The sequence below is a fragment of the Alistipes sp. HGB5 genome, assembly GCF_000183485.2.
Lineage (GTDB): Bacteria > Bacteroidota > Bacteroidia > Bacteroidales > Rikenellaceae > Alistipes > Alistipes finegoldii.
Window position 1 is genome coordinate 1 of the sequence record NZ_AENZ01000023.1, and the last position, 21124, is coordinate 21124.

The 21124-nt window shown below is 58.5% G+C and carries 19 protein-coding genes and 1 tRNA gene; 11 read left to right on the forward strand and 9 right to left on the reverse strand.

Features of this window, described 5'->3' with window-relative positions; all coding sequences use genetic code 11:
• On the forward strand, positions 1-890 hold an 890-nt coding region (locus tag HMPREF9720_RS03985), incomplete at its 5' end, for a sigma 54-interacting transcriptional regulator (RefSeq protein WP_009596950.1).
• Between the two features lie 295 nt (positions 891-1185).
• Here the strand turns inward: HMPREF9720_RS03985 and HMPREF9720_RS03990 are convergent.
• Positions 1186-1503: a hypothetical protein gene (locus HMPREF9720_RS03990; protein ID WP_009596943.1), complete on the reverse strand. Its 318-nt coding sequence runs from the start codon at positions 1501-1503 to the stop codon at positions 1186-1188.
• Between the two features lie 10 nt (positions 1504-1513).
• The gene (gene typA, locus HMPREF9720_RS03995) at positions 1514-3316 is read right to left on the reverse strand and encodes a translational GTPase TypA (RefSeq protein ID WP_009596982.1); all 1803 of its coding nucleotides are present in this window, start codon (positions 3314-3316) and stop codon (positions 1514-1516) included.
• 83 nt (positions 3317-3399) lie between these two features.
• Between typA and aroB the strand changes: the two genes are divergently transcribed.
• Positions 3400-4416 (forward strand): 3-dehydroquinate synthase, encoded by a 1017-nt coding sequence (aroB, locus tag HMPREF9720_RS04000; protein WP_009596939.1) that lies wholly within the window; start codon positions 3400-3402, stop codon positions 4414-4416.
• A gap of 72 nt (positions 4417-4488) precedes the next feature.
• On the opposite strand, the gene HMPREF9720_RS04005 is transcribed toward aroB, so the two are convergent.
• The 5 genes from HMPREF9720_RS04005 to HMPREF9720_RS04025 all read right to left on the reverse strand — a co-directional run bounded on the left by HMPREF9720_RS04005 (position 4489) and on the right by HMPREF9720_RS04025 (position 9643).
• Positions 4489-5769 (reverse strand): malic enzyme-like NAD(P)-binding protein, encoded by a 1281-nt coding sequence (locus tag HMPREF9720_RS04005; protein WP_009596951.1) that lies wholly within the window; start codon positions 5767-5769, stop codon positions 4489-4491.
• A 72-nt stretch (positions 5770-5841) separates the two neighbouring features.
• Positions 5842-6684, reverse strand: a complete 843-nt coding sequence (locus HMPREF9720_RS04010; protein ID WP_009596963.1) for a hypothetical protein — start codon at positions 6682-6684, stop codon at positions 5842-5844.
• Between the two features lie 43 nt (positions 6685-6727).
• Complete coding sequence (locus HMPREF9720_RS04015) at positions 6728-7741, reverse strand: outer membrane beta-barrel protein (protein WP_009596945.1); 1014 nt, start codon at positions 7739-7741, stop codon at positions 6728-6730.
• A gap of 36 nt (positions 7742-7777) precedes the next feature.
• Positions 7778-8785, reverse strand: coding sequence for a Holliday junction branch migration DNA helicase RuvB (gene ruvB, locus HMPREF9720_RS04020; protein WP_009596942.1), 1008 nt, complete (start codon positions 8783-8785; stop codon positions 7778-7780).
• A gap of 165 nt (positions 8786-8950) precedes the next feature.
• Positions 8951-9643, reverse strand: coding sequence for a NigD1/NigD2 family lipoprotein (locus HMPREF9720_RS04025; protein WP_009596970.1), 693 nt, complete (start codon positions 9641-9643; stop codon positions 8951-8953).
• 142 nt (positions 9644-9785) lie between these two features.
• Between HMPREF9720_RS04025 and HMPREF9720_RS04030 the strand changes: the two genes are divergently transcribed.
• The gene (locus HMPREF9720_RS04030) at positions 9786-10334 is read left to right on the forward strand and encodes an RNA polymerase sigma factor (RefSeq protein ID WP_009596971.1); all 549 of its coding nucleotides are present in this window, start codon (positions 9786-9788) and stop codon (positions 10332-10334) included.
• Between the two features lie 3 nt (positions 10335-10337).
• Complete coding sequence (locus tag HMPREF9720_RS04035) at positions 10338-11636, forward strand: outer membrane beta-barrel protein (RefSeq protein WP_009596987.1); 1299 nt, start codon at positions 10338-10340, stop codon at positions 11634-11636.
• A gap of 237 nt (positions 11637-11873) precedes the next feature.
• On the opposite strand, the gene HMPREF9720_RS04040 is transcribed toward HMPREF9720_RS04035, so the two are convergent.
• Positions 11874-11945 (reverse strand) — tRNA-Arg (locus HMPREF9720_RS04040).
• A 44-nt stretch (positions 11946-11989) separates the two neighbouring features.
• On the opposite strand from HMPREF9720_RS04040, the gene HMPREF9720_RS04045 reads away from it, so the two are divergent.
• The 6 genes from HMPREF9720_RS04045 to HMPREF9720_RS04070 are packed head-to-tail and all read left to right on the forward strand — an operon-like array spanning position 11990 to position 16737.
• Complete coding sequence (locus HMPREF9720_RS04045) at positions 11990-12619, forward strand: hypothetical protein (protein WP_014776048.1); 630 nt, start codon at positions 11990-11992, stop codon at positions 12617-12619.
• 5 nt (positions 12620-12624) lie between these two features.
• Positions 12625-13221: a riboflavin synthase gene (locus HMPREF9720_RS04050; RefSeq protein ID WP_009596983.1), complete on the forward strand. Its 597-nt coding sequence runs from the start codon at positions 12625-12627 to the stop codon at positions 13219-13221.
• A 2-nt stretch (positions 13222-13223) separates the two neighbouring features.
• Positions 13224-14273, forward strand: coding sequence for a sensor histidine kinase (locus HMPREF9720_RS04055; protein WP_009596968.1), 1050 nt, complete (start codon positions 13224-13226; stop codon positions 14271-14273).
• Between the two features lie 33 nt (positions 14274-14306).
• On the forward strand, positions 14307-15176 hold the full coding sequence (gene lgt, locus HMPREF9720_RS04060; RefSeq protein ID WP_009596964.1) for a prolipoprotein diacylglyceryl transferase: 870 nt from the start codon (positions 14307-14309) through the stop codon (positions 15174-15176).
• The gene (locus HMPREF9720_RS04065) at positions 15173-16252 is read left to right on the forward strand and encodes a hypothetical protein (RefSeq protein WP_009596953.1); all 1080 of its coding nucleotides are present in this window, start codon (positions 15173-15175) and stop codon (positions 16250-16252) included. Before lgt ends, HMPREF9720_RS04065 begins: the two co-directional genes overlap by 4 nt.
• A complete protein-coding gene (locus HMPREF9720_RS04070) occupies positions 16252-16737 on the forward strand; it encodes a GtrA family protein (RefSeq protein WP_009596946.1) in 486 nt (161 codons plus the stop codon). The genes HMPREF9720_RS04065 and HMPREF9720_RS04070 overlap by 1 nt, the downstream gene beginning before the upstream one ends.
• Positions 16738-16845: 108 nt before the next feature.
• Here HMPREF9720_RS04070 and uvrB read toward each other — a convergent pair whose 3' ends face one another.
• On the reverse strand, positions 16846-18921 hold the full coding sequence (gene uvrB / locus HMPREF9720_RS04075; RefSeq protein ID WP_009596948.1) for an excinuclease ABC subunit UvrB: 2076 nt from the start codon (positions 18919-18921) through the stop codon (positions 16846-16848).
• Positions 18922-19089: 168 nt separating this feature from the next.
• On the opposite strand from uvrB, the gene dnaG reads away from it, so the two are divergent.
• Positions 19090-21063 carry a DNA primase gene (dnaG, locus tag HMPREF9720_RS04080; protein WP_009596976.1) on the forward strand — a complete coding sequence of 658 codons (1974 nt, stop codon included), beginning with the start codon at positions 19090-19092 and terminating at the stop codon, positions 21061-21063.
• Positions 21064-21124 lie beyond the last annotated feature (61 nt).

Genomic DNA, 21124 nt, shown 5'->3' on the forward strand with positions numbered 1-21124 from the left:
AACAGATAAGATTAGTTGCCCCTACTGATATGAGCGTGCTGATATTCGGAGAGAACGGCACGGGCAAGGAGCATATCGCCCACCATCTGCATGATAAGAGCAAAAGGGCAGGGAAACCGTTTGTGCCTGTGGACTGCGGTTCACTCTCCAAAGACCTTGCGCCCTCGGCATTCTTCGGACATGTCAAAGGCGCGTTTACGGGTGCGGACAGCACAAAGAAAGGATACTTCAATGAGGCAGAGGGTGGCACATTGTTCTTGGATGAGGTAGGCAATCTCGCATTGGAAACCCAGCAGATGTTACTCCGTGCCATACAGGAACGGAGATACCGCCCTATAGGTGACAAGACGGACAAGAGCTTCAATGTCCGCATCATCGCCGCCACCAACGAGGATCTGGAGAAAGCGGTCATTGAAAAACGTTTCCGACAGGATTTGCTGTACCGTTTGCACGACTTCGAGATAACTGTTCCGCCCTTGCGTGACTGTCAGGAGGACATCATGCCGTTGGCGGAGTTCTTCCGTGAGATTGCCAACAATGAATTGGAATGTAGCGTGACTGGGTTCGATGCGGAAGCCCGTAAGACATTGCTGACCCATCCGTGGCCGGGTAATGTCCGTGAGCTTCGGCAGAAGATAATGGGCGCGGTGTTGCAGGCACAGACGGGAGTTGTCATGAAAGAGCATCTGGAACTTGCCGTAACGAAACCGACCTCACCTGTCAGCTTCGCCTTGCGAAACGATGCGGAGGACAAGGAACGCATCTTACGCGCGTTGAAGCAGGCAAACGGAAACCGCAAGGTTGCCGCCGAATTGCTCGGAATCGGACGTACAACGCTGTATAGCAAGTTGGAAGAGTATGGATTAAAGTATAAATTTCAGCAATCATAGCCCGCAACTTGCCGAAAATAGAAGTAACGGTTAAACCGGATTATTCAGCGAAGATAAAAAACGTCCTGTGATAAAAATCATGGGACATTTTGATGTGTATCCGATTTTTATTGCTACTTTTGTACCAAGACGAGAGACATTGACAGCAACTCACAGCAGAACGTAGAAATAGACAGGGTTGCCAAATCATTACCTCATTTTTACCTTATCCTCAGAACTGCTTGCTAATAAAGTGGTTATAAAAATCTTCCAGAATTACGAAAAAAAACGGACATATGTCCGTTTTTTGCATCTTTTACCCCAAATAGCGTTCCGCCACGCCGATCAGGAACCCGAACAGCAGGCCGTTGAACACCACGACCGGGATCGCCTTGCGGTCCTTGCCCGAAAAGGTGAACAGCACCGGAATCATCAGCATCAGCGTGACGGCCATGCCGTCGGCCCACCACGGCAGGTAGGGCAGGTCGCTGTAGAAGACGATGACCGCGGCGAAGAAGTAGATGAAGAACGCCGAGAAACACGACCGTGCCGACAAATTCTGGAAAATCATCGGAATCACGTCGAGCGCTCCGGCCACGGCGCCTACCGCCAGCGAAAGGGTGAAGTGGTCCATATCCCGGAGTTTATTTCGATGCCCGTTTGCGGTCCACCTCGTGCAGCAGAATCTTGCGCAGACGCATCGAATGGGGCGTTACTTCGACGTATTCGTCGGCCTGAATGTATTCGAGCGCCTCTTCGAGCGAGAAGATCTTGGGCGGGGCGATCGAGGTCTTCTCGTCCGAACCCGACGCGCGCATGTTGGTCAGCTGCTTGGCTTTGGTGACGTTTACCGTGATGTCGTTCTGGCGCGTGTGTTCGCCGATCACCTGACCTTCGTACACCTGCTCCATCGGGCTGATGAAGAAGCGTCCGCGGTCCTGCAGCTTGTCGATCGAGTAGGCGTAGGCCGTGCCGGTCTCGCCCGAAATGATCGAGCCGTTGACGCGCATCTCGATATCGCCGACCCACGGTTCGAAGCCTTTCAGCCGGTGGGTCATGATGGCTTCGCCGGCCGTCGCCGTCAGCATGTTCGACCGCAGGCCGATGATGCCGCGCGAGGGGATGCTGAATTCCAGCCGCGTGCGGTCGCCGTTCGACGCCATGTTCGTCAGCGTGCCTTTGCGTTTGGTCGCCAGTTCGATGACCGTTCCCGAATACTCTTCGGGGCAGTCCACGGTCAGCTCCTCGATCGGTTCGCATTTTTTGCCGTCGATCTCCTTGACGATTACGCGGGGCTGGCCCACCTGCAGTTCGTAACCCTCGCGGCGCATGGTTTCGATCAGCACCGATAGGTGCAGCACGCCGCGGCCGAAGACGTTGAAACTGTCGGCCGAGGGGCCGGGAGTCACGCGCAGGGCGAGGTTCTTCTCCAGTTCGCGGTCGAGACGATCCTTGATGTGGCGCGAGGTGACGTATTTGCCGTCCTTGCCGAAGAAGGGAGAGTTGTTGATCGTGAAGAGCATCGACATCGTCGGTTCGTCGATGGCGATGGGGGGCAGCGGTTCGGGATTCTCGTAGTCGCAGATAGTGTCGCCGATCTCGAATCCCTCGATGCCCATCAGGGCGCAGATTTCGCCGCAGGGAACTTCGTCCGCCTTCTTCTTGCCGAGACCTTCGAAGACCATCAGGTCCTTGATCTTGGTCTTCTGCATCGTCACGCCGTCGCGCTTGGCCAGCGTGACGTTCTGGCCCGCCTTGAGCGAGCCGCGCGTCACCTTGCCCACGGCGATACGGCCCGTGTAGGAGGAGTATTCGAGCGACGTGATGAGCATCTGGGGCGTTCCCTCGACGATCTTCGGTTCGGGAATCTCGTCGATGATGGCGTCGAGCAGCGGAACGATCGAGTCGGTCGGCTCGTTCCACCTGTGCGACATCCAGCCCTGCTTGGCCGAGCCGTAGATGGTCTTGTAGTCGAGCTGCTCCTCGGTGGCGTCGAGCGAAAACATAAGGTCGAAAACCTGTTCGTTCACCACTTCGGGGCGGCAGTTGGGCTTATCGACCTTGTTCACGACGACGATGGGTTTCTTGCCCAGCGCCAGCGCTTTCTGCAATACGAAGCGCGTCTGGGGCATGGTGCCTTCGAACGCATCGACCAGCAGCAGCACGCCGTCGCACATGTTCAGGACGCGCTCCACCTCGCCGCCGAAGTCGGCGTGGCCCGGAGTGTCGATGATGTTGATCTTATAATCCTTGTAAATTACCGAGACGTTTTTCGAGAGAATCGTGATTCCGCGTTCACGCTCAAGGTCGTTGTTGTCGAGGATCAGCTCTCCGGATTGTTTGGCGTTGTCGCGCAGAATGTTGCCGGCGAGGATCATTTTATCGACGAGCGTGGTCTTGCCGTGGTCCACGTGTGCAATAATTGCGATATTGCGTAGTTTTTGCATGTGAATAGATTTTGTGGTGCAAAGGTAACAATTTCTCCGGAAAATGTACTAAATTTGTTGGCTTCTTAAAAAAGTTAAAGATCATGAAACCCACCTTCAACGTTCGGGAACAAAGCGAGATTTACATCGGTCCCACGGCCGACATCCTCTCCGGGGTGCTGCCTGAGGGGCGCGTGATCGTCGTTTCCGACGCTACGATCGACCGCCTTTACCATCCGCTGCTGGCGCCGTACGACACGGTGCTCATCGGTGCGGGCGAAAGCATAAAGACCCTGCAGACCGTGGAATCCATCTACCGGCGTTTTATCGAGCTGGGCGCGGACCGCTCCACGTTCGTGCTCGCCGTCGGAGGCGGCATCGTGACCGACGTGGCGGGTTTCGCCGCGGCGACTTACATGCGCGGACTGTCGTTCGGATTCGTCTCGACCACCTTGCTGGGGCAGGTGGACGCCAGTGTGGGCGGCAAGAACGGCGTGAATGTGGACGGGTACAAGAATATGGCCGGAACCTTCAAACAGCCGCGCTTCGTGATCTGCGATCCCGAAATGCTGCGCACGCTCTCCGACCGGGAGTTCCGCACGGGGCTTGCCGAGGTCGTCAAGGCGGCCGTCATCGCCGACGCCGATCTTTTCACCCGGATCGAAAACGTCTCTTTCGAGGCCCTGCGCGCCGATACCGACCTGCTTACGGACGCTATTTCCGCCGCGGTCCGCGTCAAGGCCGATATTGTCGAACGCGACGAGCACGAGACGGGCGACCGCCGCAAGCTCAACTTGGGGCATACGCTGGCCCACGCCATCGAGAAGTGCTCGAACCGGATGAATCATGGCGAAGCGGTGGCCGTCGGCACGGCCCTGATCGCCGACGCCGCGGTGAAGCTGGGCGTTCTGCTGCCTGCCGACCGCGACCGGATCGTGAACGTGCTGGAGAAGCTGGGTTTCGACCTCACGCCGCCTGTCGATGTGAAACGCCTGCTCAAAGAGGTGGGCAAGGACAAGAAGAGCGAGGACGGCATGCTGCGCATCGTGCTGCCCGTGGGAATCGGCGACTGCGAAGTGCGCCCGATGCCGATTGCCGATTTCGCCGCGCTCTTTGCGTAGGGCATACGACGCATATCCATAAACAGAAAGACCCCGCTCGACGGCGGGGGCTTTTCTATATACGACTTATCGTTAAATCTCGGTCATGGTCCTCAGCTTTTCGATGTAGGCGTCCCAGTCCGTGATGGGCTGCCGGGCTACGCCCGATTCGATCGCGGCGCGTGCCACGGCGGGTGTCACGGTGCAGAGCAGACGCGGGTCGAGCGGTTTGGGAATGAGGTAGCCGCGGCCGAATTCCAGTTTGCCCAGCGCATAGGCGCGCAGTACCATGCTCGGTACAGGCTCCTGCGCCAGTTCGGCCAAGGCGCGTGCCGCGGCGAGCTTCATCGCTTCGTTGATCTTCGTGGCCCGTACGTCGAGCGCCCCGCGGAAAATGTAGGGGAAGCCCAGCACGTTGTTTACCTGATTGGGGTAGTCCGAGCGGCCCGTCGCAAAGATGATGTCGGGACGCGAAACGACGGCTTTGTCGTAGGCGATCTCCGGATCGGGATTGGCCAGCGCCATGACGATCGGATTGGTCGCCATCGTGCGCAGCATTTCGGGGGTCAGCACGTCGGCCTTGGATACGCCGAGGAATACGTCGGCGTCGTGTATGGCTTCGGCGAGGGTGGTGATGCGGCGGGTGGTGGCGAATTCGCGTTTTATCTCGTTGATGTCCGTGCGGTAGGTGGTGACCACGCCCTGACTGTCGCAGAAAATCATGTTTTCGCGGCGGACGCCCACGGCGATGAAGAGCCGCGCGCAGGCGATGGCCGCCGCACCGGCGCCGTTCACTACGACGCGGAGTTTGTCGAGCGCTTTGCCGGCGATTTTCGCCGCATTGAGCAGCGCGGCCGTCGAAATCACGGCCGTGCCGTGCTGGTCGTCGTGCATCACGGGGATGTCCAGCTCTTCACTCAGCCTGCGGTCGATTTCGAAGCACTCCGGAGCCTTGATGTCTTCGAGGTTGATGCCGCCGAAGGTCGGGGCGATGGCCTTGACCGTGCGGATGAACGCTTCGGGGTCGGTCTCATCGACTTCGATGTCGAAAGCGTCGATGTCTGCGAATGTCTTGAACAACATGCTTTTGCCTTCCATCACGGGCTTGCCTGCCAGAGCGCCGATATTACCCAGTCCGAGGACGGCGGTGCCGTTCGAAATGACTGCTATCAGATTGCCTTTGTTGGTGTAGCGATACACGTCGTCGGGATTGGCCTCGATGGCGCGGCACGGGGCTGCGACGCCGGGCGAATAGGCCAGTGACAAGTCATGCTGCGTGTGATAGGGCTTCGTCGGTACGACCGCTATCTTCCCCGGACGGCCCTCACTATGATAGCGAAGCGCCGCCTGATCCATTTTGTTACCTTTGCTCATTATCCTAACTGTTTTGTTTGCGTCTAAAAGACAAAACGTTAAATAACCTGCAATTATTGCGCCCGGCCGGCATTAAAAATAGAACCGGATGCCTCCGCCCAGCTGAACCCGGAAGATGCCGGCCAAGTTCAGCTCGGCCCCGTCGTCCACGTCGGGCGAATCGACGATCAGCCACTGCCCGCCGACGGTGACCCCCAGTCCGAGGAAGCGCGTCAGCATGAATTCGGCCGATACCGACTCGTGAATTCCTACGCCGCCCCTGCTGCCAGTCAGGCCGGCGTAGCTGCGGATGTAACGGCCGTAGCCGATACCCGCGTTTTCGCGGAAGAGCCACCTGCGTCCGACGCGCTGCCGTGCGACGAATTCGGGGGCGATGTAATGAATGCGGCTGGTGCGTTCGAAACCTCCGCGCCGGGCCGAGATGAACCCGCCCGAATAGACGACGCCGACGCCCAAACCCCGGCGCGATGTCCAGTTGTATCCCGCGGTGATCTCCAGTCCTTCGTTCAGCGAACCGGAAGAACTTTCGCGGAGGTAGATCGTGGAGAGGATCGCCGTGTACCCGGCGTTGGCGAAGAACGTGTGCTGCGAACGGCCCCGCGGGGCGAGATGCCGGGCGCGTTTGCTCCGGTCGTCCGACGGCGCCGTTCTGAGCGGCTCTTCCGCCGTCCGGGCTGGGTCTTCCGTTGTTCGCACCTGCTCTTCTGTAGTTCGGGCCGGGGTTTCCGCCGTTCGCACCTGCTCTTCCGTTGTCCGGCCCCGCTCTTCCGCCGGCGTGCAAGCCGCCGCAGATATGTCCGTGCGGGATGCGGCCGTTGCGGGGGCGGCCGCATGGAGCCGCGCGGCGCCGCAGGTCAGCAGGACGAGCGCCGCCGTGCCGCAGATTCGTGAAGACAGAGATGATCGTTGATTCATAGTCGCATCTGTTTTATGCTACGTCCCCTAATGGGACTTGCCGCTAAAAATAAAAACGCAGGCCGCCGTTGAGGCTGATGCGCGAAATGCCGCCTTTCTGGTCGTCGTTGTATTGCGACACCGCGTCGTCCATCGAACTGAACCGTGTGCCGTAAGTTCCGACGCTGGCTCCGATTCCGACGTTTTGCGCCAATTTGTATTCAAAGCCGACCTCGACATGGAAGCCCAGTCCGCCGATACCGCCTGACAGACTTCCCATTTGCTCCGTATAACGCGCGTATCCCAAGCCGACCGACTCGTGGAAGGCCCATCTGCGGTTGCGGCCTGCCTCCTGCCGCAGTACGAATTCCGGGGCGAAGTAGTGCAGGCGGACCTTTAATTTCGCCCCTTCGCTCATGACCGATGTGAAATACCCCGAATAGCGCAGTCCGAAACCGATTCCGATACGCGATGTCCATTGATAGGCGGCGTTGATGTCGAGTCCCTGCTTGGGATTGCCTGAGACTCCTGCCGGAAGGTAGAAGTCACTGGTGATAAAGGCGTATCCTGCATTGAATGTCAGCGTGTTGTTGTTTGCCGCCTTGGGCGTCTCCCTCCCCGGCGCAACTGTTCCGTCTGCCGGTATGAGACCGTATGCCGCCAGCCGGGCGTTCTGGGCCGCTACGTTGTCGAAATAGGAAGCCGTGTAGACCGAGTCGGGAAGGAGAAGCATATGGGCCGCGATGCGGTGGCACGAGCTGCCCAGCACCGACGGCTCCTTGTGCCAGAACAAATGAAGCCCGTTGCCGCCGATTTTGTTCGTTTCGTCCTTGGCCCGCTGCATGACCTTCGCATAATTGCAGTTGACCGAAAATCCGCTGTCCTTGACCGTGACGCTGCCCAAGACTTCGGCCGGTTCCGGCAGCGAGTCCGCCATGTCGTAAACCAGCACAGTCGAACCTTCGATGCGGGCCGGATAGCTCTTTTGAATGCTCGTGTAAACCGAGGGGGCGCAGCCTGTCGTGAGAAACAGTGCTCCGGCGGCGAAGGCCTGCAGTGAAGCGGAGAAATGGCGCATGCTATGGGATTTTTGAGGGTTAGGCGGGCGGACGGGTCAGAACAGCAGGGTGTCGCTTCCGCCGGGCGGAGTGAATCCCATGTGGCGGTACGCCAGTTCGGTGGCTTCGCGGCCGCGGGGCGTGCGTTTGAGGAAGCCTTCCTTGATCAGGAACGGCTCGTAAACCTCCTCGATCGTTCCGGCGTCCTCGCCGACGGCGGTGGCGATGGTGTTCAGTCCTACGGGACCGCCGCCGAACTTTTCGATGATCGTTCCGAGAATCTTGTTGTCCATCTGATCGAGTCCGCGCGAGTCTATGTTGAGCGCCGCGAGTCCGATCTGCGTGATTTCGAGGTCGATGTGCCCTTCGCCCTTGACCATGGCGAAGTCGCGCACCCGGCGCAGTAGCGCGTTGGCGATTCGGGGCGTGCCGCGCGAGCGGAGCGCCACCTCGTGCGCCGCGTCGTCGTCGATCGAGACGTCCAGAATGCGCGCCGAACGTTTGACGATGCCGGCCAGCACCGGAGCGTCGTAATATTCCAGATGACATTGGATGCCGAAGCGCGCCCGCAGGGGCGAGGTCAGCAGGCCGCTGCGCGTGGTGGCGCCTATGAGCGTGAAGGGCGCCAGCTCGATTTGGATCGAACGCGCCGAAGGGCCTTTGTCGAGTACGATGTCGATTTTGTAATCCTCCATGGCCGAGTAGAGATACTCCTCGACGATCGGACTGAGCCGGTGGATTTCGTCGATGAAGAGCACGTCGCCCGGATTGAGACTCGTGAGCAGCCCCGCCAGATCGCCCGGCTTGTCCAATACGGGACCCGACGTGACGCGCAGCTGCGCGTTCATCTCGTTGGAGATGATGTTGGCGAGGGTCGTTTTTCCCAGTCCCGGAGGGCCGTGCAGCAGTACGTGGTCGAGCGAGTCGCCGCGCATGAGCGCCGCCTTGATGAAGATGCGGAGATTATCGACGATTTTATCCTGCCCGGAGAAGGTTTCCAACTCCTGCGGGCGGATCTTGTTTTCGAATTCGAGATCGCTCTCGGTGTTGCGTACGATAGACATGATGCAAAGATAGCATATGCCGCGGCTAAAAACAAATTTATTTGCGGCGCGCCGGAAGGCCCGGTTTTGGCCTGAAAGGATGGAGTGTTGCGGGGTTTTCGCGGCAAGACAAAAAAATCCGGCCCGCAGATTCTGCGGGCCGGAGCGATCATGTTTCGGGAGTGGCTACTTCTCCTTCGACATGTTGATCTGAAGATATATTACGCCGTTCTGACGGGTGTTCATGCGCAGGATGACACCGCTCATGCCTTCGAGGTCCTCCTTGAACTGATCCAGTTTGAACGAGACGTAACGGTCGTCGTAGTTGTATCCTCCGCTGGTGTCGGTTCCGGCGTCGTGACGCAGTTCGAGGTTGAGGTATCCCTCTTTCTTGTTGTCGGGGTCGATCTGCGTGAAGTCGTTGCGCACGAGCAGGAATTTATGCTTCGAGAGGTCCGAAGCGTTGAATCCGATTCCCACGTTGAGCCAGTTGGCGTTCATGCTGCTGCCGAAATAGCTGGTTTGCGCGTCGGGCAGTTCCTCCACCTCTTCCTGCGTGGTCACGATTCTGGTCTCTCCCGTGTAGATGTTCCTCACGTCGTAAAGCGCGATGTTGTAATCGTACCCTTCGACTCCCGTTTTCAGCAGGTTGAAGAAGATGATGACGCGCTGGTCGTCTTCGGGCTTGTAGCCGGCTACGCGCGATTTGTCGCTCGGATAGACGGTTTTGTCGTCGTCCAGCACGAAGTAGTAGTCGTTGCTGAGCGTCTCTGCCGAGGCGAATGCCCAGCTGCTCGCGTAATCTCCGTCCGAATCGTTGCAGGAGGAGAAGAATACTGCGGTCAGGACCGCAAGCGTGATAAATCCGAATCTTTTCATATTTTTATACTATTTTTGTATTATCTTTCATGTCAGTAAACGTATTCTGGAGGATAATACTGCATGTGGATTAAAATTTTTTTTGATCCCGTGCAGTCTTTTGGTCTTTATACCATTTATAAGAGTGAACGCAAATATGGAAATGGAGGAACAGATACTGGCCGAGGGGTGCAGAGAGGGGGAAGATACGGCCCGGCGTGAGCTGTACGACCGCTATGCAGCCCGTTTGCTGGCCGTCTGTCTCCGTTATTCGGGCGACCGGGCTACCGCCGAGGACCTCATGCACGATGCGTTCCTGAAGATATACGGGGCTTTCGACCGATTCTCCTACCGCGGACCCGGTTCGCTGCGCGCATGGATAGAGCGTATAGCGGTGAATGTGGCGCTCGAATGGCTCCGGAATCGGAATAAGCTCAACTTCAGGACGCTCGACGAAGGCCGGGCGCTTCCCGACGTTCCCGAACCCGATCCGTCGGAGGTGGCGCGTATTCCGCGCGACGTGCTGATGGAGTTCGTGGGCGAGCTGCCCGACGGTTACCGTACGGTGTTCAACCTTTACTGCATCGAGGGGTATTCGCACCGCGATATCGCGCAGATGCTGGGGATCAACGAAAAAAGTTCCTCGTCGCAGTTGTTCCGGGCGCGGACGCTGCTGGCCCGCAGGATTGCGGCGTATATGGAGACACATTAGATTATGAAACAAAATAAAGACTGGACAGATGTAATGCGGAGCGCGCTCCGGGACGCCGAGGTAACACCCCCGGCCGACGGATGGGCGCGTCTGGAGCGGGAGCTGAAAACTCCGGCGCCCCGGATTTCCGTATTGCGCAGATATTGGCCGCGGATTGCTGCCGCTGCTGCTGCCGTGCTGATTTTTGTCGGAGGCGGGGAACTGCTGCTGCATGAAAATCGTAGTTTGGGGGATAAAGGGTTTGTTATCGCATCGGCAACAGACGGCGGCAGTTCCGCCGCGGACAATCGGACATATCCGGCCGGGGGGATCGGAACGCTCGAAGAGTCGCTTCGGGCCGTCGTGCCGTCGCAGGAGGCGGTGCGGGCCGAGTCGCTTCCGGGCCGAGAGGCCCAAGCCCGGCAGGCGGTGCGGGCGGCGTATCCTGCGACTGCCGTTGCGCGGAACGCTGCGCCGGCGGTCGTGGCGGTTGATGTGACGGACTCCCGGCCGCAACCCGTTCCGGAGAATGAAGCTGCCGCAACTTTGCGGTCGGAAGAAACGATCGCGCAGAAACAGGCCGCCGCAGAGACTTCCGGCGTGCAGGAACGGACGGCTCCAAAAGAAAACGCTGCATCGGCGAGGACCTATCCGAGCACCACTTCTTATTACGGCGACCAGATCGCCTTCGAGCAGCCGAAATCCCGCAGGCGGACTTCCGTGTCGCTCTTTGCGGCAGGCAGCGTGACGGGCGGGGGAACCGTGTCGGCGGGGCCCGGCCCCGGCATGATGATGTCCGACGCTCCGGTAGGCGGCGGCGCCGGCACGATGGCCCAGCTGAAATACAATTACGACGATTATTCCTTCAAACATCACCAGCCGCTCAGTTTCGGACTCTCGGTGCGCAAGGAATTCGCGCACGGTCTGTCGCTCGAAAGCGGCGTCAATTACACGTTGCTCTGGGCCGATGTCCGCATGAAGTCCAGCCGGCAGGACATCAGTCAGAAACTCCATTTTATCGGCGTGCCGCTGCGTATGAACTGGCAGTTTCTGGATACGGGGCGCTTCTCGCTGTATGCAGGCGCCGGCGGTATGATCGAGAAGTGCGTCTCCGCGAAATTCGGTTCGAGGGCGATGGACGAGCCGGGCGTGCAATGGTCCGTGCTGGGCGCCGCGGGCGCGCAGTACGATCTGGGCGGGCTTGTCGGGCTTTATTTCGAGCCTGAAGTCTCCTATTATTTCACGGAAACCGATCTGCGGACCTCGCGTACCGACTCGCCGCTGTCGCTTACCTTGCGGCTGGGCGTGCGTCTTTCCTTCTGACAATCCCTCTGAAACAGGCTTTTGCAGTGCCTTTCAGGCACGAAATACGACCGGAAAAGTCCGTATCTTCTGTTGCGCGGACTTTTTTCGGTCGTGTCCGAATATGTTATTAAAAAGCTTAATTGTGCTATTTTCTATTGTCTAATGGAAATTTGTTATTATTTTTGTTGAATAATAGATTGTGACTGGAGTTGAACAAAAAAACACAAGTGCTTGAATCTCTGCACTTGTGCTTTGTAGTCCCGACGGGAATCGAACCCATATCGTAAGAACCGGAATCTTATATTCTATCCATTGAACTACGGGACCGGGAGTGCAAAGATGCAAATTTTTTTTTAATTATTGCTAAAAAAATGCGAGAAAAGCAGAATAATTGGCAAAGAATCGAGGCCGTAATCAAGTGGGCGAACATGTCGACCAACTATTTTGCGCGTTATATCGGGTTGGCCCGCGGGGAAAACCTTTATCAGATCAAACGTGGCAACAACGGCATATCACTCGATGTCGCCGACCGAATCGTCTCTAAATTTCCTCAGGTGGACAAGTTGTGGCTGCTGACGGGCGAAGGACAGATGTTCTCCGACGAAAAGCTGCGCGGCGTGCAGATACCTTTTTATAATGTGGATGTCGAACAGGCCGTCGCCCATGTCGCGCACCTCGAAGCCGAGAGCAGCCTGATGGTGCCGCAGGCCGGGCAGTGCGATCTGGCGATGTGCTACATGGGACGCGCCATGGGACCCGCGCTGCCGCCCGGTGCGGTGGTCCTGCTGAAAGCCGTGGACCCGGATGCGATTATTCCGGGGGGCGAATATGTGATTGTCAGCCGAAAAATTGTAACTTTGCGGATAGTTCGGCTCTCCGACGGGGACGATAAACTCCGTCTGGTGGCCGGAGACAAAGAGAATTATGACGACATAATTCTGAATGTCAGCGACATAAAGTCGGTCTACAAGGTAAAAGGCAAGTTGATAATTAACAGTTGAGAAGTATGTTTTCAGGTATCGTGGAACGCATGGGGGAGGTCGTGGAGATCCGCACCGACCGTCAGAACAAGGATTTTACGCTTCGCGCGGACTTCTGCAAAGAGCTGAAAATCGATCAGAGCATAGCACATAACGGCGTATGTTTGACAGTTGTGGACATCCGCGACGACACCTATACCGTTACCGCGATGAAGGAGACGCTCGACAAAAGCAACCTCGGCCTGCTGAAGACGGGCGATCTGGTGAACCTCGAACGCTCGATGAAACCCGATGCGCTGCTCGACGGCCACATCGTGCAGGGGCACGTCGATCAGACGGCCGTCTGCACCGCGAAGGAAGACGCCGACGGCAGCTGGTATTTCACTTTCGAATACCAACCGCAGGGCGGCGGTCTCTGCACCGTGGAGAAAGGCTCGGTGACGGTGAACGGCGTGAGCCTGACGGTCTGCGATTCGAAGGAATCCAGCTTCCGCGTGGCGATCATTCCCTATACGTTCGAGCATACGAACTTCTGCCGCATCGAAGTCGGCTCGGTCGTAAACCTCGAATTCGATATCGTGGGCAAATACATCGCCCGTCTCATGCAACAATATACGAAGTAGCTATGGTGTATATTAAAACAAAGGAGGGGGCGTCGCTTCTGGTCGCACTCCTCGCTGCGGTCATCGTCGCCGTGACGACGACCCTGCTCGATGTGGTCTGGTGGATGACGCTCTGCGCCGCCGCCGGCGTTTTCGTCGTCATGGCTCTCGTGGCGCTGTTCATCATCCGCAAGTACGTGGCCTACAAGCTCAAGCCGATTTATTCGATCGTCCTTTCGCGCGACGTGCACACCAACGAGATTTTCTCCGAACTGAAGGACAAGCACGTCGAGAATATCGGCGAGGAGCTTACGGCGTGGGCCGATACCAACGACAAGGAGATCGCCCGCCTGAAGGAGACCGAGCAGTTCCGCAAACAGTACCTCGGCAATGTGGCGCATGAGCTGAAAACCCCGATCTTCAATATTCAGGGATATATCTCGACGCTGCTGGACGGCGGACTGGAGGACGAGCTGATCAACCGCAAATACCTCGAACGGGCCGAAAAGAGCATCGACCGTTTGATCAACATCGTGAACGACCTCGATACGATCTCCAAACTCGAAAGCAACATGAACCGCCTGAAGATGGAGCGGTTCGACATCGTTGCGCTGACTAAGGAGATCGCCGAGCAGGCCGAGATGGAGGCCGACAAAAAGGGGATCAAGATTTCGGTCAAAGGGGCCGAAAACCTGCCGTCGCCTTTCTGGGTGCTGGCCGACAAGCACTATATCGGTCAGGTGATGGTAAACCTGATCATCAATTCGATCCGTTACGGCAAGGAGGGCGGACAGACGCGCGTCCATTTCCGCGACATGCTCGACAAAATCCTGATCGAAGTCGAGGACAACGGTTCGGGCATCGGCAAGGAGGACCTGCCGCGCGTTTTCGAACGTTTCTACCGCACGGACAAGGGCCGTTCGCGCGAGCAGGGCGGCACGGGACTCGGTCTGGCCATCGTGAAACATATCGTCGAGGCGCACGGCGAGCGTATCACCGTCCGCAGCGAACTGGGCGTGGGAAGCACTTTCTCGTTCACGCTCAAGAAAGTAAATCTGCAGGACATCAAATAACGGCAGAAATCCATAGAACCCATTCCAAGTAATATGATACAACCGCTAAGCATCGTCTGGGATTTCAATCCGGTGTTTTTTTCCATCGGGTCGCTCGACATCCGTTATTACGGCCTGATGTGGGCGCTGGCAATCCTGATCGGCGCCAAATTCTTCGATAATTTCTGCAAACGCGAGGGACTTCCGTCGAAAGTCTCCGAGTCTATATTTATATATGGTACGCTGGCGACGATCATCGGCGCACGTCTGGGGCACTGCCTGTTCTACGATCCGATGGAGTACCTGAGCAAGCCGTGGACCATCATCACGGGCTTTCGCGACGGCGGCATGGCCAGCCACGGCGCCGCCATCGGCCTGTTGATCGGTCTCTGGCTCTTCTCGCGTAAGAACAAGCTGCCTTACATCTGGTCGCTGGACCGCATTATGATCGCGGTGGGTATCGGCGGCGCAGTCGTGCGTCTGGGCAATCTTTTCAATTCGGAGATCTTCGGCATGGCGACGACCCTGCCGTGGGGTTTCGAGTTCGTCCGCTCGGCCAAATGGGTGAACGAGTTCGCTCCTGCGGCGGTGCATCCGACCCAGATTTACGAAGCGCTCTGCTATCTGGCGACGTTCGGTTTGCTCTGCTGGCTCTATTATGCGAAAGACATGGCCCGCCGCCGTCCGGGCATTCTGTTCGGCATCGGACTGATCGGCATCTTCCTGACGCGCTTCTTCATCGAGTTCATCAAGACCGAACAGGAGGCGTTCGAACAGGGATGGCTGCTCGACATGGGACAGTGGCTGAGCATTCCGTTCATTTTGCTGGGTATCTATATGATTTACCGGGGCGCGACGCAGCCGGATGTGGTTCCGGTTGTGCCGAAATCCCCGGCTGCAACTGCCAAAAAGAAGAAAAAATGAGTAATTATCCGATGGTAAACGAGATCAACCGTCTCGTAGGCGACCTGCTCGCCGGGGGCGGAGAGGTGTTCCTGCCGGGTGTGGGATCGCTCTATACGGAACGCCGCGGCGCGCGGCGCATTTCGCGGCGGAGCGTGTTGCCGCCGAGCCGGGCCGTGTCGTTTACCTCGCAGGAGCGGGGCGTGTCGCTGGTCGCTGAAATCTCCGGCGCCGTGCAGTGCGACGCCGCCGAAGCGCAGGATGTATACGACCGCTGGCTGGCCCGCACGCTCGAAAACGGCGTGCTGACGATCGAGGGCGTCGGCGTGCTCAAACTCAAACATTTTACGCCCGATGCGGCGTTCGACAGGCGACTCAATCCGCAGGGGCGTGAGCCGGTGCGGATCAAACCCGCCCGCAAGTTCGACTGGGCCTTGTGGATCGGCATTGCGGCGATTCTGGTCGCCCTCAGTTTCGGGGGATATGAGTTCCTGAAGCTCTATGACGAAGGCCCGGAGGAGATCGCGCAGACAACCGGTATTCCGGGACCGGATACAAACGCCGGCGCGGCGACGGCTGACAGTCCGGCCGCGATTCCGGCTGCTTCGGATTCCGGTGCGACGACCGGATCGGCGGCATCTGCGTCCAGTGCGGACGCCGCAAAGGCCGCGGGCACGACGGCCGACACTGCATCGGGGACGAACGCCGAAATGCGATCGGAACCCGCTGCGTCCGGTGCGAATGCCGGTACTGCCGCCTCGTCGGTCGGCGGTCAGGGGAACGCTCCTGCCGGGCAGAAGGATATTGCCCCGGCGAAACGCCCCGAAACCCGTTCCGCAGGGACGGCTGATGCGCCCGCATCGCTTGTTTCGGGCCGCCGTTATGTCGTGCTGGGAGTGTTCAGTACGCCCGAAAATGCGGCCCGCGCCGTCGATGCGGCGGCGGAAAAGGATCCTTCGGTGCGCTGCGGAATCTACCGTTTCGGGACGAAATTCATGGTTTCGCCGTTCGAATCGGCCGATACGGAGGCATGTGCGCTCTTCGTCCGCAATTACAGCGACCGGTTTCCGGGCCTTTGGACCTATACCGCCCGTTGATGCGCATTTCCGAGCTGATAATCCGTTTCATCGACTGGTTCTACCGCAAGCCCGTCGCGGCGATCCTGCCGCGGCAGACGTTCCGTTATATCGTCTGCGGCGGTGCGAACGTGGTGTTCAGCTGGGTGTGCTACTTTCTGGTTTATAATTTCGTCCTCGACAAGGAGCAGCTGGACCTCGGTTTCGTGGTTGTCTCTGCGTATGTCGCGACGATGCTGCTGATCTTTCCCTTTACGTTCTTCACCGGGTTCTGGCTGAACCGCTATGTGACATTCCGCCACTCGCCGCTGCCGACCGGGACGCAGTTGTTCCGTTACCTGCTGTCGATCGGCGGCTCGGTGGTCGTGAATTATGCCGGGTTGAAATTTTTCGTGGAGTTCTGCGGATTGTGGGCCACGCCGTCGCAGATGCTGGCGACTTTCGTCACGATGATCTACAGCTATCTGGCCGCCAAATACTTTACCTTCCGTCATGCGGAGGTCTGACGGTCTCCTGCCGTGTAGAGTCTCCGACGGCTCGGTCGCTTCGTAAATCCCGGCGCGGCATATTCGCGGGCAAGGTCTTCGTGAATCGTCGTTTTGAGAATGGTGATTTTACAGCGTTTCGTGCCGTGCTGTTTTGCGGGAGCTCCCGTTTCCGGTCTCTTCCCTGAGTTTTTGCAGTTCGTACATCCGGTCGCGGAATTTCGCCGCGGCGAGGAAGTCGAGCGACTTGGCCGCACGCTCCATGTCTTCGCGCGCCTTGACGATCAGCGCATCGAGGTTTTCGCTCGCGGCATAAGTTTTCTGCACGTCCGCCGCAGCCATGTAATGATCCTCGGCGATGGGGTAGACCGCCGCGATTTCCGGTACGTCGGTCCGCGTGGTCAGCAGCGTGCTCTGTCCCGAACCGCTTCGCTGTGCGCGGCGCGGCAGCATGCCGTGCTCCATGTTGTAGCGCACCTGCTTCTCGCGGCGGCGGTTGCTCTGCTCGATGGCGTAGCGCATCGAATCGGTGCAGGTGTCGGCATAGAGGATCACGTTGCCCTGCGAATGGCGCGCGGCACGGCCCGCTATCTGCGTCAGCGAACGCACGTTGCGCAGGAATCCCTCCTTGTCGGCGTCGAGGATCGCCACCAATGCCACTTCGGGCAGGTCCAGACCTTCGCGCAGCAGGTTCACGCCCACCAGCACGTCGAACATGCCGGCCCGCAGGTCCTCCAGAATCTGTATGCGCTCCAGCGTATCCACGTCCGAGTGGATGTAGCGGTTGCGCACCCCCACGCGGTCGAAATATTTGGACAGCTCCTCGGCCATCCGCTTGGTGATGGTCGTCACGAGCACCTTGTCGTCGTTCTTCACCCGCTTGTCGATCTCTTCCAGCAGGTCGTCGATCTGGTTCATCGTTACGCGCACTTCGAGCGGCGGATCGACCAGCCCCGTGGGGCGGATCAGCTGCTCGACGATCACGCCTTCGCTCTTCATCAGCTCGTAATCCGCGGGCGTCGCGCTGACGTAGATCGACGTGCCCTGCAGCTGTTCGAACTCGGCGAAGGTCACCGGACGGTTGTCCTTGGCCGCCGGGAGCCGGAACCCGTACTCCACGAGGTTCTCCTTGCGCGCGCGGTCGCCGCCGAACATGGCGTGCACCTGCGGGATGGTCACGTGGCTCTCGTCCACGACCAGCAGGTAGTCTTTCGGGAAGTAGTCGATCAGGCAGAACGGACGCGTGCCCTCGCTGCGGCCGTCGAAGTAGCGCGAGTAATTCTCGATGCCGGGGCAGTAGCCCAGCTCCTTGATCATTTCGATGTCGTATTCCACGCGCTGTTTGATGCGCTGGGCCTCCATCGGCCGCCCGGCCCGCTCGAAGAATTCGATCTGCCGGCCGAGGTCGAGGTATATCTGCTGTACGGCGCCGTTGATGCGCTCCTTCGTGGTTACGAAGAGACTCGTGGGGTAGAGCGTCAGGTTGTCGAGCGAATGGATGCGTTGTCCCGTCACGGGGTCGATGGTCTGGATGGCTTCGATCTCGTTGTCGTAGAACATCACGCGGAAACACTGGCTGCCGAACTCTCCGAACGCCGCCATGATGTCCACCGTGTCGCCGTTCACGCGGAACGTCGCAGGCTCCAGCTCCCGCTCGGTGCGGGTGTAGAGCGCTTCTACCAGCTTGTAGAGGAAGTGCTTGTAGCTGACGATCTGTCCGACCTTGATGTCGATCGCCGTGGCGTGGAAATCCGCGGGATTGCCCGCGCCGTAGAGACACGACACGCTCGACACGACGATCACGTCGCGGCGCCCCGACAACAGCGTGGCGACGGTGCGCAGACGCAGTTTCTCGATCTCGGCATTGATCGAAAGGTCTTTTTCGATATAGGTGTCCGTCGAAGGCAGGTAGGCCTCCGGCTGGTAGTAATCGTAGTAGGAGACGAAATACTCCACGGCGTTTTCGGGAAAGAAGTTCCTGAATTCGCCGTAAAGCTGCGCCGCGAGGGTCTTGTTGTGGCTCAGGACCAGCGTCGGCCGGTTCAGCTGCGCGACGACGTTGGCCACGGTGAAGGTCTTTCCCGAACCGGTGACGCCCAGCAGGGTGTTGTGTTTGGAGCCGTGGCGGATCGAGCCGACGAGCTGTTCGATCGCTTCCGGCTGGTCGCCCATCGGGGCGTAATCCGATACGAGTTTGAAATCCATAGGACAAAAATAACGATAAAATCCGAAATAAATTGCGGCCTGAGCGAATACTCGTTTAAAATACCCGTATTCGGGCCGGGTGCGGCGCCGTCGCCTTTTTACGGGAATTTTGCGCCGAGGGGCCCGCTCTTCCGCTCCTTTTCCCGAATTATTCCTATCTTTGCAGGTATGATTGACAGGGAAACAGTAGACCGCATTTACGCCGCCGCCAATATCGTGGATATTATCGGCGAATACGTCACGCTCAAACGCAAGGGCGTGAACTATCAGGCCTGCTGTCCGTTCCATAACGAGAAGACCCCTTCGTTCGTCGTCTCGCCCTCGAAGGGCGTCTACAAGTGCTTCGGCTGCGGCAAAGGCGGCAACGCCGTCACTTTCCTGATGGAGCACGAGAACATCACCTATCCCGAAGCCCTGAAGATGGTGGCCAAGCGCTACGGCATCGAGGTCAAGGAGAAGGAGATGACCGACGAGGAGGTGCGCCGCAACGACGACCGCGAAAGCATGTTTGCGCTCAACGGCTGGGCTGCCGACTACTTCGCCGATTACCTCCACCACGAGACCGAAGGCATGAGCGTGGGCATGACCTATTTCCGCCAGAAGCGCGGCATGGCCGACGCCACGATCAAGAAGTTCGGTCTCGGTTTCTGTCCGGCCAAAGGCGACCGGATGTCGAAAGACGCACTGGCGGCGGGGTATAAGAAGGAGTTTCTGGTTGCGACGGGACTTTCGCTCCAGCGCGAGAGTGACGGATCGCTCTACGACCGTTTCCGCGACCGCGTGATCTTTCCGGTCCACAATATTTCGGGCCGCATCGTCGCTTTCGGCGGCCGTACGCTGCGTACCGACAAGACGGTCGCTAAGTACCAGAATTCCCCCGAAAGCGAGATATACAGCAAAAAGCGGGAGCTTTACGGACTTTATTTCGCCAAAAAGGCAATCCAGCAGCTCGACTTCGCCATCATGGTCGAAGGATATACCGACGTGATTTCGATGCATCAGGCCGGTGTCGAAAACGTCGTCGCTTCGTCCGGCACTTCGCTTACGACCGAGCAGATACGCCTGCTGAACCGCTTTACGAAGAATATCACCGTCATTTACGACGGCGACTCGGCGGGTATCCACGCTTCGCTGCGCGGTATCGACATGATCCTCAAGGAGGGCATGAACGTGCGTGTGGTGCTGCTGCCCGAACCCGAAGACCCCGACTCCTTCGCCCGGACGCATACGGCCGCCGAGCTGCAGGAGTATATCCGTGCCAACGAGCAGGATTTCCTTGCCTTCAAGGCCAGACTGCTGCTGCAGGACGCCGAGGGCGACCCGATCAAGAAGGCGGCCCTTATCGGCGACATGGTGCAGTCGATCGCGCAGATTCCCGATCCGATCCAGCGGTCGGTTTATATCAAGGAGTGCGCCCGCATCATGGACATCGACGAGAACATCCTCATCTCGGAGGTGGCCCGCAAGCGCATGTCCACCACAGGGGACCGCGAGACGGACGAATTCGTCCGCCGTCAGACGGCCCAGCGGCGCGCCGAAGTGCGGGAGCCGGAGGTCGAGTTTGTGAAGCAGGTGCAGGCCGGCAGCAGCGTCGAGGCGCTCGAACGCGAACTGGTGAAATACCTGCTGAAGTACGGCCACTGCTCGTTCGACTTCAAAGAGGGGCGTACGATGGTGGCGTGCAACGTCGCCGAGGTGATCTTCATGGAACTTGACAGCGACGGACTGTCGTTCAGCAACCCGCTGTACGACAAGATTCTGGCGACCTACCGGGAGCAGTGGAAGCTGCTCGGCACCGGAGCGGAGGTGCCGGCGCACTTTTTTCTGAACCACCCCGATCCGGAGGTGTGCAACGTGTCGGTGGACATCCTTACGTCGGACGACAATTACGTTCCCAGCGAGTTGTGGCGGCGCAAGGAGATTCATATCGACACCGATGCCGAGATGCTGGCCGTGGGTGTGCCGAAGGCCGTGACGCTCTACAAGTCGAAGGTGATCGAGGGCTATATCAAGGAGTGGCAGGCCAAACTTGCCGACGAGAGCCTGACCGAGGAGCAGCAGAACGAGGTGATCCAGCGGCTGGCCGGCTTCAACAAGGTGAAGGTGACTATTGCAAGGAAATTGCAGCGGCTGATCTTGTAGCCGCCGGAATAATATATGTGGTGTTTTGAATTTTTAACGAAAAAAGGGGCGGGTATCGGGT